Origin of the sequence: Saccharopolyspora oryzae, assembly GCF_027853915.1 — a bacterium.
GTDB classification, from domain to species: Bacteria; Actinomycetota; Actinomycetes; order Mycobacteriales; family Pseudonocardiaceae; genus Saccharopolyspora; species Saccharopolyspora oryzae.
In genome coordinates, this window is the sequence record NZ_JAQGLA010000037.1 from 1 (window position 1) to 14,288 (window position 14,288).

The window sequence follows — 14,288 nt, forward strand, 5'->3', positions numbered from 1 at the left end:
ATGCGCCGCAGGCGCATAGCCCACCCTCGGCGCTTGCACCGCCGCGGGTTCTCAGCGTTCGCCTGGCGAGGACGGCCCAGCCGCCGTGTATTGGCATACATAAGGGTGGGCACCCGGAGTCCAGGCGGGCGCTGAGGTTCCGCTACCGGCACCGCCACGCAAAACGAGTGCGTCAGACAGTCTTTGAAAACATGGAGGCATGTTGACGAGTTTGTTGCCCTCCACCCAGCGCGCCCTGCTGCGGCGTCTGGCCGTGGAGCAGCGCGAGAACCGGATCCCGTCGCTGATCGCGGGGTTGGTCCGGGACGGCGAGACGATCTGGGTCGACTCCCGCGGCAAGGTCGGCGGCGGGCCGTCCACGACCGACACCCAGTACCGGATCGGTTCGATCACCAAGACCTTCGTCGCCGTGATGGTGATGCGGCTGCGCGACGAGGGGAAGCTCGACCTGGCCGACAAGCTCGACGAGCACGTGCCGGGCACCGCGATCGGCAACCGCAGCATCGGTTCGCTGCTCTCGCAGTCCAGCGGCCTGACCGCGGAGCCGGCCGGCGAGTGGTGGGAGCGGACTCCGGGCGGCAGCGCGGAAGAACTGCTGAAGAGCATCGACGAATCCGCCGTGCGCCCCACCCCGCACCACGGCTTCCACTACTCCAACGTGGGCTTCGGCGTGCTGGGCGAGCTCGTGGCGCGGCTGCGCGGCGCGCCGTGGCACGAGGTGGTGCAGCGCGAGATCTTGGATCCGCTGGGCATGAAGCGCACCACGACGGCGCCGGTCGCCCCGCACGCCGAGGGACTGGCCGTGCACCCGTGGGCGGACGTCGTGCTGTCCGAACCGGCCGAGGACGCGGGCGCGATGGCCCCGGCGGGCCAGCTGTGGTCGACCTTCGACGACATGGTCCGGTGGGTGCGGTTCGTCGGCGGCGACACCGGCGAGGTCCTGCACCCGGCCACGGTCCTGGAGATGCGCTCGCCCGGCTCGGTCGACGACGGGCCGGAGTGGCGCGGCGGCTACGGGCTCGGCCTGCAGCTGATGCGGCACCGCGGGCGGCGGCTGGCCGGGCACACCGGCTCGATGCCCGGGTTCATCGCGAACCTCTGGGCGGACCCGGAGGACGCCACCGGGGTGATCTTCATGGCCAACACGACCGCGGGTGTCGGCGCGCTGTCCACCGACCTGCTCGACCTGCTCGCCGAGCACGAGCCGCGGATCCCGGAGGCCTGGGAGCCCAGCGCGGACGTGGACATGGCGCTGCTCGAGCTGACCGGGCAGTGGTACTGGGGTCCGAGCCCCTACGTGCTGCGGATCCTCCCCGACGGTCTGCTCGACCTCGCGCCGTCGCGGGGCCGGGGCCGGGCGTCGCGGTTCCGCCCCAACGCCGACGGCACCTGGACCGGCCTGGACGGCTACTACTCGGGCGAGCCCCTGCGGATCGGGCGGGACGCGGACGGCGTTCCCACCCACCTCGACCTGAACACCTTCATCTTCACCCGCACCCCGTACGCACCAGAAGCCCCGGTACCGGGCGGTGTCGCGGGCTGGCGGCCCGGCCAGTGATCTGAAGCACGGGAACCTCCCCGTCGTCGAAGGTGGGGAGGTTCCCGCGCGGCAAATCGGTGGTGAGCGGCGCAGGGGGTTGAGGCATGCTGTTCTGCATGTCCGGAGACCTCCGCATCACCAGCCGCTGGCAGATCCCCGCGGCCGAGCTCTCCGAGCGCTTCTCGCGATCGTCCGGGCCCGGCGGCCAGGGCGTGAACACGACCGACTCCCGCGTCGAGCTGTCCTTCGACCTCGCGGGCTCGGCCTCCGTGCCCGAGCCCCTCCGGGAGCGGGCCGCGGACCGACTTGCGAAGCGGCTCGTCGGTGGTGTGATCACTGTCGTGGCGTCCGAACATCGCGCGCAGCTGGCCAACCGCGAGGCGGCGCGGGAGAGGCTGGCCGCGCTGCTGGCCGAGGCGGTGGCCCCACCGAAGCGCGCCCGGCGCAAGACCAAACCGACCCGGGGCTCCCAGCAGCGCCGCCTGAACAGCAAGAAGCAGCGCTCGCAAGTGAAGCGCCAGCGCCGCCGCGGAGATCCGGGGGATGGCTGAGCCGTCGATGATCAACAGCACAACCAGAGTGGGAGGGCACTGCTGATGCGCACAGCGTGGGTTCTGCCGGGTGGTTCCACCTTCGGCGCGATCCAGGCCGGACTGGTCACCGCGCTCTTCGAGGCCGGGGTGGAACCGGACCTGCTCGTCGGCACTTCGGCCGGTTCGCTCAACGCCGCTTGGCTGGCGGGCGACCCCACCCCGGGCGGCGCCGAGAAGCTGCGCGAGATCTGGACGTCGATGCGGCGGACGGACGTGTTCCCGATCCAGCCGACGCGGATCCTCGCCGGCAAGCTCGGCCTGTCCAACCACGTGATGGGCAACCACGGGCTCGCCCGCTGGCTGCACAACAACCTGCCGTTCCGGCGGTTGGAGCAAGCGCAGATCCCGGTGACGGTGACCGCGACCGACATCGACAGCGGCGACGCCGTCTACTTCGAGTCGGGGCCCGCGCTGCCGCCGCTGGTCGCGTCCTGCTCGATCCCGGGGATGTTCCCGCCGGTGAAGATCGGCGACCGCTGGCTCGTCGACGGCGGCCCGGCGGTGTTCATGCCGATCAGCCGCGCCGTCGAGCGCGGTGCGGAGCGGGTCTTCGTGCTGCCGTGCGGCGGGACCGAGCGCTTCGAGTACAACCAGACCAGGCGCGGCATCGGCTCGATCGCGACCTGGCCGGCGCCGCGGGTCCCCCCGCGTTCGGTGGGCGGCGTGAACGGTGCGGCGCTGGGTTCGGCGATGGTGTCGGCCGCGCGGCTGGACATGCAGCTGAACGCGACGCGCTGCGAGCTCTACGTCCTCCCGGCGCCGTCGGTGGTGGGGCTTTCGCCTTACTCCTTCGGGCACGCCAGCGCGCTGATCGACGCGGCGTGGGAGATCGCGCGCCGCTGGTACCCGTCGGCGAAGCCGGTGCCGGAAGGTCCGGTCGACATCGGCGGGAACCCGATCGCGAGCGGCCAGTTCGGCGTTTCCGCGGTCGCCCCGCCGATGCCGTGACGCGGCGCTGAAGCCGGACGTCACACCCCCGCGCCGGAAGATCGGGTCTCGGCCAGCTCGTCGACCGCCAGCCGCTCGGCAGGTGCCGTCGCCGGGCGGGCCAGGCTGATCGCCACGTTCACCGCGACGTTCGCCGCGAGCCCGATCAGACCGGCGTTGATGCCCAGCCACGGGTCGTTCCCGGTGGCGACCAGCACCGACACCACGACCACGCCCACCGCGAGCCCGCCGGCCGCACCGGCGACCGTCATCCGCTTCCACAGCAGGCTGATCAGCACCACCGGCAGCAGCTGCGCCAAACCCTGGTACGACAGCACCGAGAGCTGCACCAGCGTGGTCGGCGAGACGAAGGTGAACAGCAGCGCGACCAGCCCGACCAGGAACGTGACCAGCTGCGAGAGCTGCTTCTGGCGCGGCGCGGTCCTCGGGTGCACGCCCAGCACGGAACGACCCCACATCGTCCCGATCACGAGCATGAACACCGCCATCGGCACGATCGACGAGAGCGCCCCGGCAACACCGACCAGCCCCACCATCCACGCCGGCATCGAGTGCACGACCAGCTCGAACATGGCCAGGTTCGAGTCGGTCAGACCCGGCACCACGAACACCGCGGCCAGCCCCAGCAGGATCGGGACGAACAGCAGGACCTGGTAGAACGGCATGATGATGGCGTTGCGCCGCAGCACACCGGGGTTCTTCGCGCCGAGGTAACCGGCGACGGTGGTCGGGAAGATCGTGTAGACCACGCCGTTGAGCAGCCCGGTGGTGGCGAACCACATCATGCCCAGCGACTCCTTGCCCTGACCGGGCAGCACCAGCCACTGCGGGCGCTCCGCGACGAGCCGCTCCAGCATCGGCCCGACCCCGCCGAAGTAGTGCACCGGCACGTAGGCGAACACCGCCAGCAGCGTGATGATCACCAAGCTGTCCTTGAGGATCGACACCCAGGCGCTGCCGCGCAGCCCGGAGAAGATGATGAACGCCTCGGTCACCACGAACGCGATCACGTACCCCGCGCCCAGCCCGATCGTCCCGTAGCTGATCGTCGAGACGACCACGCCCATCCCGGTGATCTGCAGCTGGATGTAGGGCAGCAGGAACGCGGTGGTCAGGATCGCCACCGCCGCCCCGAACCACGGCGAGTCGAACCGGAAAGCCGTGATGTCGGTGATGTTGTGCAGGTTGTTGCGGTGCGCGTAGTGCCACAGGACCGGACCGACGACGTAGCCGACGGCGAACCCGATCGCCAGGTAGGCCAGCAGGTAGAACACCGGCATCCCGTAGTCGTAGGACCAGCCGGCCGCGCCGAGGTAGCTGAAGCTCGTGTACGTCTCACCGGCCATCAGCACGAAGATCAGCACCACGCCGAGGCTGCGGCCGCCGATCGACCACTCGGCCAGGTTCGCCCGGTCCCGGCCGCGCAGCGAGAGCAGGCCCAGCACGATCGCGCCGAGCATGAAAACACCGAAGATGCCGATGGAAACCGCTGCGTCGGGGCTCATCCCGCATCACCCCGCTCGCGGTCCCGGTCGGCTCGCCACAGCGGATCCCGGCGCGCGGCCAGCCAGATGCAGACCGGCGTGAGCAGGGTCGCCAACAACGTCCAGAACATGAAGAACGGCAGGCCCAGCACCACGGGCTCGACCCGGTTGTACAGCGGGAGCGCCACCACGTAGAGCAGCACCGGCCCCAACAGCCACCACAGCGATCTGCGTTCCTTCAGCACTGGCCACCCCGCAACGGTGTGAGGAAACAAGAGGACCCTCCCATCAACGACAGGAGGGTCCTCATGGTTGCAGCCGAGATCAAGCGGTGCGCTGGAGCCACCACTTCATCGCGACGGCGCCGAATTCGTCGCTCCACGTCGTGAGCAATGAGGCACACCGCACACGCGGCGTCATCTGCCGGAAACACCGGTCGATCTCCCGCGCAACATCGATGACCAACACTCCGACTCGCATGCCCCGGCATGGGAGGGAGCTTTCGATGGTCGTCCAGAGTGTGCGCGGAGCGCCGAAGAACCAGGCGGTGCAGGAGACGCTGGAGGACTACACCCTCCGCTTCGCCCCGCGCAGCTACCGGCGCTGGAAGCCAGCGGTGGTGGGATCGACGGCGCTCGGCGGCATCGCCTACCTCGCCGACTTCTCCATCGGCGCGGGCATCGGCCTGAGCTACGGCACGCTCAACGCACTGGTCGCGATCCTGGTGGCCGCGATCATCATCTTCGTCACCGGCCTCCCGCTGGCCTACTACGGCGCGCGGTACAACATCGACCTCGACCTGATCACCCGCGGTTCCGGGTTCGGCTACTACGGCTCGGTGCTGACCAGCGTGATCTTCGGCAGCTTCACGTTCATCTTCTTCGCCACCGAGGGTGCGATCATGGCGCAGGGCCTCAAGGTCGGCCTCGGCGTGCCGCTGTGGCTCGGCTACCTGATCACCACGCTGATCGTCGTACCGCTGGTCATCTACGGCATGAAGGCGCTCAGCCGCCTGCAGGTCTGGACGACGCCGCTGTGGCTGCTGCTGATGGTGGCGCCACTCGGATATCTGGTCGTGGTCGACCCGGACTCGGTGTCGTCGTGGCTGGCGTTCGCGGGCGAAGAGGGCGCCGGGCTGAACGCGGCGTCGGTGATGCTCGGCGCCGGGGTGGCGCTGTCGCTGATGGCGCAGATCGGCGAGCAGATCGACTACCTGCGGTTCATGCCGCCGCGAACTGCGGAGAACAAGCGGTCGTGGTGGGCGTCGGTGATCACCGCCGGTCCGGGCTGGGTGTTCTTCGGCGCGATCAAGCAGGCCACCGGCGCGTTCCTGGCCTTCTACATCATGGGTGCGGCCGGTGCCGCGGCGACCGAGCCGGTGCAGCAGTTCATGGGTGTGTACGAGCTGTTCATGCCGGTGTGGCTGGCGATCCCGCTGGCGGTGGTCCTGGTGGTGCTCAGCCAGGTGAAGATCAACGTCACCAACGCGTACTCGGGCTCGTTGACCTGGACGAACTCGTTCACCCGGATCACCCGGCGCTACCCGGGCCGGATCGTGTTCGTGCTGCTCAACCTCATCGTGGCGCTGGTGCTGATGGAGGCGAACATGTTCGCCTTCCTCAATTCGGTGCTCAGCTTCTACGCCAACTGCGCGATCGCCTGGGTCGTCACGGTCGCCGCCGACATCCTGATCAACAAGTACCTGCTCAAGCTGTCGCCACGGGAACCCGAGTTCCGCCGCGGCATGCTCTACCCGGTCAACCCGGTGGGCGTGGTGGCGTTCCTGGCCGCGGCGATCATCTCGATCGCGATGTACTTCGGCGCCCTCGGCCCGGTCGTGCAGCCGTACTCGCCGATCGCCGCCGTGGTGATCGCCGCCGTGCTGACACCGGTCATGGCCATCGTGACTCGCGGGCGCTACTACCTGCGGCGCACCGACGACGGCATCGAAGAACCGAGGTTCGACGCCGAGGGCACCCCGGTGGCCACTGTGTACACCTGCCACGTCTGCGAGCAGGACTTCGAACGCCCGGACGTGCTCGCCTCCGGCTCCACCGGCGAGGTCATCTGCTCCCTCTGCCTCACCACAGACCGCACGGGCGAGCACGTCCTCCCCGCGTAGTCACATGCCTGTGGTGCGTTCTGGGTGAAACGTCCTCCAGGCGCTAGAGGACCCTCCCGTCAACGACAGGAGGGTCCTCGTGGTTGCAGCCGAGATCAAGCGGTGCGCTGGAGCCACCACTTCATCGCGTACTCGACGAGGGTGATCAGCGCCTGCTTGGTGGAAGCGCGGTCGCGGGCGTCGCAGGGCACGATCGGCACGTCCGGCGGGATCGCGATGGCCTCGCGGACCTCCTCGATGCGGTGGCGCAGCGTGCCGTCGAAGCAGTTCAGACCGATCACGTACGGCAGCTGGCGGTCCTCGAAGAAGTCGATGGCCGAGAAGCAGTCCGCCAGCCGCCGGGTGTCCACCAGCACCACGGCACCGATCGCGCCGCGCACCAGGTCGTCCCACATGAACCAGAAGCGCTGCTGACCGGGCGTGCCGAACAGGTAGAGGATCAGGTCGGCGTCGAGGGACAGCCGGCCGAAGTCCATCGCCACCGTGGTGGTGTTCTTGTTCGGGGTCGCCTTCAGGTCGTCGATGCCGCTGCTGGCCTCGGTCATCACGGCCTCGGTGGTCAGCGGCACGATCTCCGACACCGAGCCGACGAACGTCGTCTTGCCGACGCCGAAGCCGCCTGCGACGACGATCTTCGCCGAGGTCGCGGTTGCGGGCCTGGTGGAGGAGGGGTGACCAGGTCGGGAACGCGTTTCGGGGGTCATTTCTGCCAACCTCAGGTGTCGAATGAGCTGGTGTCCTGCGCGCGGGGTGGATGCGCGGGGGAGAGGTCAGAGGCGCCGGAGCCCGCTCAGAACCCTCTCCATCAACATGAAGTGAGATGTGCTGCCGGATTCGCTGACCGTTCGGTGCACCGTGACCAGGCCCAGATCGGCCATGTCGCCGAGCAGGACCTTCGCCACCCCCAGCGGAACGCCGAGCAGCGCGCCGACCTCGGCCACCGAGCGGGGGTGGCGGCAGATCTCGGCGATCGAGTGGTGCTCGATGCGCTGCAGCCGGTTCGGCTGGCAGAACTCGCTGGTGGAGACCAGGGTTTCCAGCTCCAACCGGTGGTTCGAGCGAGTCCGCCCGCCGGTCCAGGCGTACGGCCGGATGTAGGTGGCCGTGCCGCCGTCCGGGGAGTCACCGTCCTGGACCGGTGCCTGGTCGGGCACCTCCGCATCGGATTCCCGCGGCCAGGGCGGCGGTTCCGGCGCGGGGGGCTGCGCCGGTTCGGGCTGCTCGGGCACGGGGGGCTGCGCCTGAGCTCGCTGCTCGTCCTGTTCGCGGGCGCGTTTGCGCCTGCGGCCGCGTCGTCCGCTGTCGAGGGTGAAGCGGTTGAAGACGTCGGCGAAGGCGTCCGCCTCGGGTGACCCGTGGTCGTCCCAATGGTGTCGCCCGGATGAGTCCGGACCTGTGCTCATGGAGTCCTCACACCGACTGGCCGGTCATCACCCGACTCGATCCTTGCAGCTGGGAGCGCAGTTCGGGGGTCAGGATCTGTCCGACTCGTTCGACCAGCAACGCCATCTCGTAGGCGATCAGCCCCATGTCGCACTGCGGGGCGGCGAGCACCGTGAGGCACGAGCCGTCGCTGATCGCCATCTGCAGCATGAGGCCGCGTTCCATCTCGACCACGGTTTCGTTGACCGCACCGGCTTCGAAGCACCGCGCGGCTCCTTGCGTCAGGCTGAGCAGCCCGGACGCGACGGCGGCGAGCTGGTCGGCGCGGTCGGTGGGCAGCTTCGCCGACGCCGTCAGCAGCAGGCCGTCCGCCGAGACGACCACGGCGTGCGCCACCCCGGGGACCCGTTCGGTGAAATCGGTGACCAGCCAGCCGAACTGGTTCGGTTGGGAGTTGTTGGTGTTCATGGGCGTTTCCTGTCCTCCTCACTGACGCGGAATGTCACAGCCGTTCGTCGGCCGAACGCTGTGGGTCGCGGAGGCTGTGCTTGCCCTCGCGGACACCGCGTTGGAAGCTGGCCAGTCGGCCGCGCATCAGGTCTGCGTCGCGGCGGGGCTGGGCGTCCTCGGTGACTGTTCCCGGTAGTACCTGGGTTCTGGGGACCCGTCGGGGCAGTCCGGCGGGGGTGTAGTCGGGGGTTTCCGGTGCGGGCGCGGGAGGTCCGGCCGGTTCGGGCGGCTGGTCCTCCTGCCCGTCCTGCCTGCGGTGGTGCCTGCCGCGCTGGATCCCGGCCTGGAAGCTGGCCAGCCGACCGCGCGCGACTTCCGGGTCGCGGGTCGGCCGCGGCCGGTCGTCGCCGGAGGTCTCCGCGCTGCCCGCGAGCAGGTTCGCCAGCGGAACCCGTTGCGGGAGCCCGGCGGAGGTGCGGCCGGCCGGTTCCGCCGACGCGATCTCCTGCGCGCGCTGCCCCGCTTCGTCGCTGGGGAAGGACCAGACCTGCCCGTTGCGGCTGCCGGGATTCCCCTGCGCAGGCGGGAATTCGCCCGTCGGCTGGGGCTCTTCGCCGGTTTCGGGCCAGGCCGGGGTGTGCTCGGCGGTGGGCGCCGACTGGAACCAGACCGAGGAGAGGTCGTCGAAGATCGGGGCCGGTGCCGCGGTGCCGTTGGTCCGCTGCGCGGGTGGTGCGCTGTCCGGAACGCCGGCACCGTCCGGGACGTGGGGCAGGTCCTGGGTGTTGGACAGGTCGCGCTGCTCCGGGACCGGTGCGTCCTCGGTCGGCGGCCGCAGCAGGTGGTAGCCGTTGCGGACGGGGCTCGCCGCGTCCTGCTCGGCGGCCTCCCAGTCGAAGGCCTCGACGAGGCTGTCCTGGCTGCGGCCGTGGGTGGCGATCCCGTTGGTCCGCGGCTGCGGCATCTGCACCGCGTCCGCCAGGAGTTCGGGCGCGATGGTCACCGCCGCGCGCAGGCCGACGCCGTCGCGACCCGGGTGCAGCTCGACCTCGATGCCGTGGCGGGCCGCCAGCCGGCCGATCACGAACATGCCCATGCGCCGCGACGTGGACAGCGTGAGCTCACCGTCGGCGGACAGCCGCTCGTTGGCGGCTTCGCGGTCGGCGTCGCTCATCCCGATGCCCTGGTCGACGATGTCGACGACCAGCGCGCCGTCGCCGCGCCGGTGCCCGGAGACGGTCACCTGGGTGTGCGGCGCGGAGAAGTTGGCCGCGTTGTCCAGGAGTTCGGCGAACAACCGCACCAGGTCGCTGGCGGCGTAGCCGACGACCTTGACGTCGGGCAGCGGCTGCACGATCACTCGCGGGTAGTGCTCGATCTCGGAGACTGCGGCGCGCACCAGGTCGGCCGGGCTGGTCGGCTGGCTGAAGCGGCGCGCCAGGTCGGTGCCGGAGAGCACCATCAGGTTCTCGTTGTTGCGGCGCATCCGGGTGGCCAGGTGGTCCAGCTGGAACAGGGTGGCCAGCTGGTCGGGGTCCTCCTCGTCGCGCTCCAGCTGCTCGAACAGGCGCAGCTGGCGCTCCAGCAGGCCCTGGCTGCGGCGGGAGACGTTGACGAAGGAATCGCTGTAGCTGCGGCGCAGCTCGGCCTGCTCGGTGGCCAGGTTGACCGCCTGGGTGTGCACGTCGTCGAAGGCGCGCGCCACGTCACCGATCTCGTCGGCGGTGTCCACCGGCACCTGCTCGACCGGGGCTTGCGGGGCGTGCCCGGCGCGGATGTCGGCGACGGCGTTGGGCAGCTGGTGGTTCGCGGTGTCCAGCGCGCTGCGCCGCAGCAGGTCCAGGGAGCGCAGCAGGTGCCTGCCGATGAACACCACGATCAGGCTGGCGATCAGCAGCGCGGTCAGCAGGATCACCGCTTCGAGACCGGCGAGGTTGCTGGCGCTGTCCTGCAGGCCGAACGCGGTGGCGTGCAGTTCCTGGTCCAGGTCCGCGCCCAGACCACCGAGCGCCTCCAGCGCGTTCTGCGACTGGTGGTGCCAGGTGTCGGGCGTGACCAGCGCCGAGGACAGCTGGGCCCGCGCGTTGTTGCGCTCGGCCATCGCCAGCTGGACCGTGGTCTCCCGCGCGGGGAACAGCGGGTCGGCGTAGAGCTGGTCGTAGCGGATGCGGTGGTCCAGGGAGGCCGCGGCGCGGAAGTCCTTGGCGGCCGCGGTGCGCCGGGATTCGCTGGCGTCCAGCCGGGTGAGGGCGTCGTCCTCGAACTTGCCGCGGACCAGCCCGGTGAGCACCAGCGCCTGCTGCAGCTGGACCTCTTCCCGGATCTTGGCGAGCTCGTGCGCGCTGGTCGCGGGGGAGACCAGCTGCGACGACGAGAGCTGGCTGAGCAGGGTGCGGTCCAGCGCGAGCAGGTCGCCGACGACCTCGCTGTAGGCCTGGATCGCGCTGTCGGGGGTGATCTGGCTGCGCAGCACGCGGTTGCGGGTCGGGGCGAGTTCGGCGATCTGCCGCCCCGTTTCCTGCTGGGCGAACCGCGCCGCGTCGCTGTCGGGGGCGGCCCCCAGCGCGCGGCGGGCCGCGTCAAGGGACCGGTCCGTGGCGGTCATCCGCTCCCGGACCTGCTGTTCGGAGGTCTGCCCGCGCACCAGGAACTCGGTGGCATCGCTGCGTTCCCACTGCAGGTCCTCGACCGCCTTGCGCACCGCGCTGCCCGCGGTGACGACCCGGTCCATCGCTTCGTACTCGTCGGCCTTGGCGATCTGGCCGCGAATCTGAAGCACCCCCAGCACGAGCGCGAAGATCACCGGTACGAGCACGACGGCCCCGATCTTGATCGGGAGCTTCCAGTCGCGCCACTCGGTGATCCGTGCGGCGAGTCTCGTGGTGGCGCGCGGCCACGTGGACGCCCTTGACACGTGCGTGGGCGTGTCCTCGAGTCCGCTGCTCACGACGCAGTCCTTTCCCGCGCCGTCGGACGTTTCGTCGGCCGACTGCGCGTTCGTGTGGTGGGCAGGCTGCGCCGGTCGGTGGGGGTGTGCGGCGGGGTCACGATGGCTGGCGGCGCTGCCTGCGTTCGGGGTTTTTCGCGGGTGGCCGGTGCGGTCTTCGACTTCGGCGTCCGCGCGGCCTGCGATGTTTCGGGGGATCGCGGCCGGTGTCGGGCGTGGTGCGCCGTTCGTCGGTGGCAGAACACTATCTCATTCGGACGATCTTCCTCTGCGTCTGAATTTGGCGCGCTGACCTGCGGATATTCCCATTTTAAGATCATCAGGACCGGGGTGGGGACGATCGTGAACACTGATCGTGTTCACTTCCGAGGCGCGCTCAAGTGCTTTAGTCACCCGATAGGTAGACATTGCCTCCGCGTTCCGGAGTGGCTCCTCGTCGACGCGCCAACTTTCCGCTATGAGCGCCGAAAGGCGTCGTTATCCTGCTGAAATAATGGCTGGCAGAAGGAATTTCCGGGGTGGATCAGTCGGATTCGGGTCCTTCTGGGGGAGTTTTCGGCGGTTCCTCGGGCACATTCCGTGATCGACAGATTCATCAATGTGTGTGCTGTGTCGTTCAGGGGGTCTGCGGTCGCTCGTTCGCTGATTAGACTTCCGGCCCGGTTGGCATCGCGGGCAGCAGTGCGGTCGCCGCGCCCCGGTTCGCGGACTTCGCGAATTCCGAGGTGCGGTCGGTGAACGTGGGGGGACTTCGAAACGTCGGTGGGAATCCGCACGTCGGTTGACATCCACGCGCGCGCAGATCTGCTTTGGAAGGACGAATGCCCAACGCAACCCAACGGCCGCCCGCCCCGCCGGCGGCCACCTTCGGCCAGATAGACAAGTCCGCCCCCGCACCCCAGCGCCCCGGGCCCCCCGACTACGTCGAGATCGCGCAGCGCCAGGACTTCCAGGAGCTGCGGTCCAGCCTGCACCGCTTCGTCTTCCCGATGAGCGCTGCGTTCCTCCTCTGGTACGTCGGCTACGTCGTGATGGCCGCCTACCTGCCGGAGTTCATGGCGATCCGCCTGGTCGGCGAGATCAACGTCGGACTGGTGCTGGGCATCGGCCAGTTCGCCACCACGATCCTGATCACCGCCCTGTACCTGCGCTACACCGCGCGCCACGTCGACCCGCGGATCCGCCAGCTGCACCTGGACGTCACCGGGGAGGAACCGCGATGACCGGCGCCAACCCGGTGCTCAACATGAGCATCTTCGGGGTGTTCGTGCTGCTCACGCTGTACCTGGTGTACCGGGTGAGCAGCAGCGGGACCACCTCCGACTACTTCGCCGCCGGTGGCGGTTTCACCGGCGCGCAGAACGGCATCGCGCTGTCCGGCGACTACCTGTCGGCGGCGTCGTTCCTCGGCATCGCCGGCGCCATCGCGGTCTACGGCTACGACGGCTTCCTGTACTCGATCGGCTTCCTGGTCGGCTGGCTGGTGAACCTGCTGCTGGTCGCCGAGCTCCTGCGCAACACCGGCCGCTTCACGATGGGCGACGTGCTCAGCTTCCGGATGCAGCAGCGTCCGGTGCGCGCCGCCGCTGCGGTGTCCACGCTGGTCATCTCGTTCGTCTACATGATCGCCCAGATGGCCGGCGCGGGAAGCCTCGTCGCGCTGCTGCTGGACGTGCACAGCGCCGGCGGCCAAGCGCTGGTGATCGCCGCCGTCGGCCTGGTGATGATGGTGTACGTGCTGGTCGGCGGCATGAAGGGCACCACGTGGGTGCAGATCATCAAGGCGGGCATGCTGTTCCTGTGCGCCTCGATGCTGACCCTGTTCCTGCTGGGCAAGTTCGGCTTCAGCATGACCTCGCTGATGCAGCACGCCGCTGAGCGGAACCCGTTGGGCGACAAGATCTTCGCGCCGGGCGCGAAGTACGGCGGGAGCGGGATGTCCAAGTTGGACTTCGTGTCGCTGTCGCTGGCGCTGGTCCTCGGCACCGCTGGTCTGCCGCACGTGCTGATGCGCTTCTACACGGTGCCGAACGCGGTGCAGGCGCGCCGCTCGGTGGTGTGGGCGACGGTGACGATGGCCGGTTTCTACCTGTGCACGCTGGTGATCGGCTTCGGCGCGGGCGCGGTCAACGGCACCGAAGCGATCCTCGCGGCCCCCGGCGGCGAGAACTCCGCCGCGCCGCTGCTGGCCTTCCGCGTCGGCGGCACGGTGCTGCTCGGGATCGTCGCGGCGGTCGCGTTCGCCACCATCCTCGCGGTGGTGGCGGGGCTGACGCTGACGGCTTCCGCGTCGTTCGCCCACGACGTGTACGCCAACATGATCCGCCGCGGCGAGGCCAAGTCCGACGACGTGGTGAAGGTGGCCCGGTTGACCGCGCTGGTGATCGGCGGTGCGTCGATCATCGGCGGAATCCTGGTCAACGGCCAGAACATCGCGTTCCTGGTGGGCCTGGCGTTCGCCTTCGCGGCCTCGGCGAACCTCTCGACGCTGCTGCTCTCGCTGTTCTGGAAGCGCTTCAACACACGCGGCACGCTGTGGGGAATCTACGGCGGCCTGTCGTCCTGCCTGGTGCTGGTGATCTTCTCGCCGGTGGTCTCGGGGGCTCCGGGCTCGATCCTGCCGCACGCGGACTTCGCCTGGTTCCCGCTGAGCAACCCGGGCATCGTGTCGATCCCGATCTCGTTCCTCTGCGGGGTGGTCGGGACCCTGCTCGGCGGTCCGCCGAACAACCCCCGCCGGACCGCGGAGATGGAGGTCCGCTCCCTCACCGGAATCGGTTCGACCTGAACGCGGTGACCTGAGCGATCGCGGGCCCCGGGG

The 14,288-nt window shown here is 69.5% G+C and carries 12 protein-coding genes; 6 read left to right on the plus strand and 6 right to left on the minus strand.

What is annotated here, in order from left to right; translation table 11 throughout:
* Positions 1–199: 199 nt before the first annotated feature.
* The 3 genes from OU415_RS21250 to OU415_RS21260 all read left to right on the plus strand — a co-directional run bounded on the left by OU415_RS21250 (position 200) and on the right by OU415_RS21260 (position 3,081).
* Positions 200–1,558, plus strand: a complete 1,359-nt coding sequence (locus OU415_RS21250) for a serine hydrolase domain-containing protein (RefSeq protein WP_270950678.1) — start codon at positions 200–202, stop codon at positions 1,556–1,558.
* 98 nt (positions 1,559–1,656) lie between these two features.
* A complete protein-coding gene (gene arfB, locus OU415_RS21255; RefSeq protein ID WP_270950679.1) occupies positions 1,657–2,091 on the plus strand; it encodes an alternative ribosome rescue aminoacyl-tRNA hydrolase ArfB in 435 nt (144 codons plus the stop codon).
* Positions 2,092–2,136: 45 nt separating this feature from the next.
* Positions 2,137–3,081, plus strand: coding sequence for a patatin-like phospholipase family protein (locus OU415_RS21260; protein ID WP_270950680.1), 945 nt, complete (start codon positions 2,137–2,139; stop codon positions 3,079–3,081).
* A 20-nt stretch (positions 3,082–3,101) separates the two neighbouring features.
* On the opposite strand, the gene OU415_RS21265 is transcribed toward OU415_RS21260, so the two are convergent.
* On the minus strand, positions 3,102–4,586 hold the full coding sequence (locus OU415_RS21265) for a sodium:solute symporter family protein (RefSeq protein ID WP_270950681.1): 1,485 nt from the start codon (positions 4,584–4,586) through the stop codon (positions 3,102–3,104).
* Complete coding sequence (locus OU415_RS21270; RefSeq protein ID WP_270950682.1) at positions 4,583–4,810, minus strand: DUF3311 domain-containing protein; 228 nt, start codon at positions 4,808–4,810, stop codon at positions 4,583–4,585. Before OU415_RS21270 ends, OU415_RS21265 begins: the two co-directional genes overlap by 4 nt.
* A gap of 260 nt (positions 4,811–5,070) precedes the next feature.
* Here OU415_RS21270 and OU415_RS21275 point away from each other — a divergent pair, with 260 nt between their 5' ends.
* Positions 5,071–6,687, plus strand: a complete 1,617-nt coding sequence (locus OU415_RS21275) for a purine-cytosine permease family protein (protein ID WP_270950683.1) — start codon at positions 5,071–5,073, stop codon at positions 6,685–6,687.
* A gap of 95 nt (positions 6,688–6,782) precedes the next feature.
* Here OU415_RS21275 and OU415_RS21280 read toward each other — a convergent pair whose 3' ends face one another.
* The 4 genes from OU415_RS21280 to OU415_RS21295 all read right to left on the minus strand — a co-directional run bounded on the left by OU415_RS21280 (position 6,783) and on the right by OU415_RS21295 (position 11,467).
* Positions 6,783–7,391 carry a GTP-binding protein gene (locus OU415_RS21280; RefSeq protein ID WP_270950684.1) on the minus strand — a complete coding sequence of 203 codons (609 nt, stop codon included), beginning with the start codon at positions 7,389–7,391 and terminating at the stop codon, positions 6,783–6,785.
* A 66-nt stretch (positions 7,392–7,457) separates the two neighbouring features.
* Positions 7,458–8,090: a DUF742 domain-containing protein gene (locus OU415_RS21285; protein ID WP_270950685.1), complete on the minus strand. Its 633-nt coding sequence runs from the start codon at positions 8,088–8,090 to the stop codon at positions 7,458–7,460.
* Positions 8,091–8,097: 7 nt separating this feature from the next.
* Positions 8,098–8,538 (minus strand): roadblock/LC7 domain-containing protein, encoded by a 441-nt coding sequence (locus tag OU415_RS21290; RefSeq protein WP_270950686.1) that lies wholly within the window; start codon positions 8,536–8,538, stop codon positions 8,098–8,100.
* 34 nt (positions 8,539–8,572) lie between these two features.
* Entirely contained in the window at positions 8,573–11,467 is a 2,895-nt protein-coding gene (locus OU415_RS21295) for a nitrate- and nitrite sensing domain-containing protein (protein ID WP_270950687.1), read from the minus strand.
* Between the two features lie 821 nt (positions 11,468–12,288).
* Between OU415_RS21295 and OU415_RS21300 the strand changes: the two genes are divergently transcribed.
* Both OU415_RS21300 and OU415_RS21305 read left to right on the plus strand, forming a co-directional pair.
* A complete protein-coding gene (locus OU415_RS21300) occupies positions 12,289–12,690 on the plus strand; it encodes a DUF485 domain-containing protein (RefSeq protein ID WP_270950688.1) in 402 nt (133 codons plus the stop codon).
* A complete protein-coding gene (locus tag OU415_RS21305) occupies positions 12,687–14,255 on the plus strand; it encodes a solute symporter family protein (protein ID WP_270950689.1) in 1,569 nt (522 codons plus the stop codon). Before OU415_RS21300 ends, OU415_RS21305 begins: the two co-directional genes overlap by 4 nt.
* Positions 14,256–14,288: the final 33 nt, after the last annotated feature.

Bases quoted from the DNA above. Each gene is read 5' to 3' on its own strand.
- OU415_RS21300 (WP_270950688.1), top strand. From the start codon at position 12,289: ATGCCCAACGCAACCCAACGGCCGCCCGCCCCGCCGGCGGCCACCTTC.
- OU415_RS21250 (WP_270950678.1), top strand. From the start codon at position 200: ATGTTGACGAGTTTGTTGCCCTCCACCCAGCGCGCCCTGCTGCGGCGT.
- OU415_RS21305 (WP_270950689.1), top strand. From the start codon at position 12,687: ATGACCGGCGCCAACCCGGTGCTCAACATGAGCATCTTCGGGGTGTTC.
- OU415_RS21285 (WP_270950685.1), bottom strand. From the start codon at position 8,090: ATGAGCACAGGTCCGGACTCATCCGGGCGACACCATTGGGACGACCAC.
- arfB (WP_270950679.1), top strand. From the start codon at position 1,657: ATGTCCGGAGACCTCCGCATCACCAGCCGCTGGCAGATCCCCGCGGCC.
- OU415_RS21290 (WP_270950686.1), bottom strand. From the start codon at position 8,538: ATGAACACCAACAACTCCCAACCGAACCAGTTCGGCTGGCTGGTCACC.
- OU415_RS21280 (WP_270950684.1), bottom strand. From the start codon at position 7,391: ATGACCCCCGAAACGCGTTCCCGACCTGGTCACCCCTCCTCCACCAGG.
- OU415_RS21265 (WP_270950681.1), bottom strand. From the start codon at position 4,586: ATGAGCCCCGACGCAGCGGTTTCCATCGGCATCTTCGGTGTTTTCATG.
- OU415_RS21275 (WP_270950683.1), top strand. From the start codon at position 5,071: ATGGTCGTCCAGAGTGTGCGCGGAGCGCCGAAGAACCAGGCGGTGCAG.
- OU415_RS21260 (WP_270950680.1), top strand. From the start codon at position 2,137: ATGCGCACAGCGTGGGTTCTGCCGGGTGGTTCCACCTTCGGCGCGATC.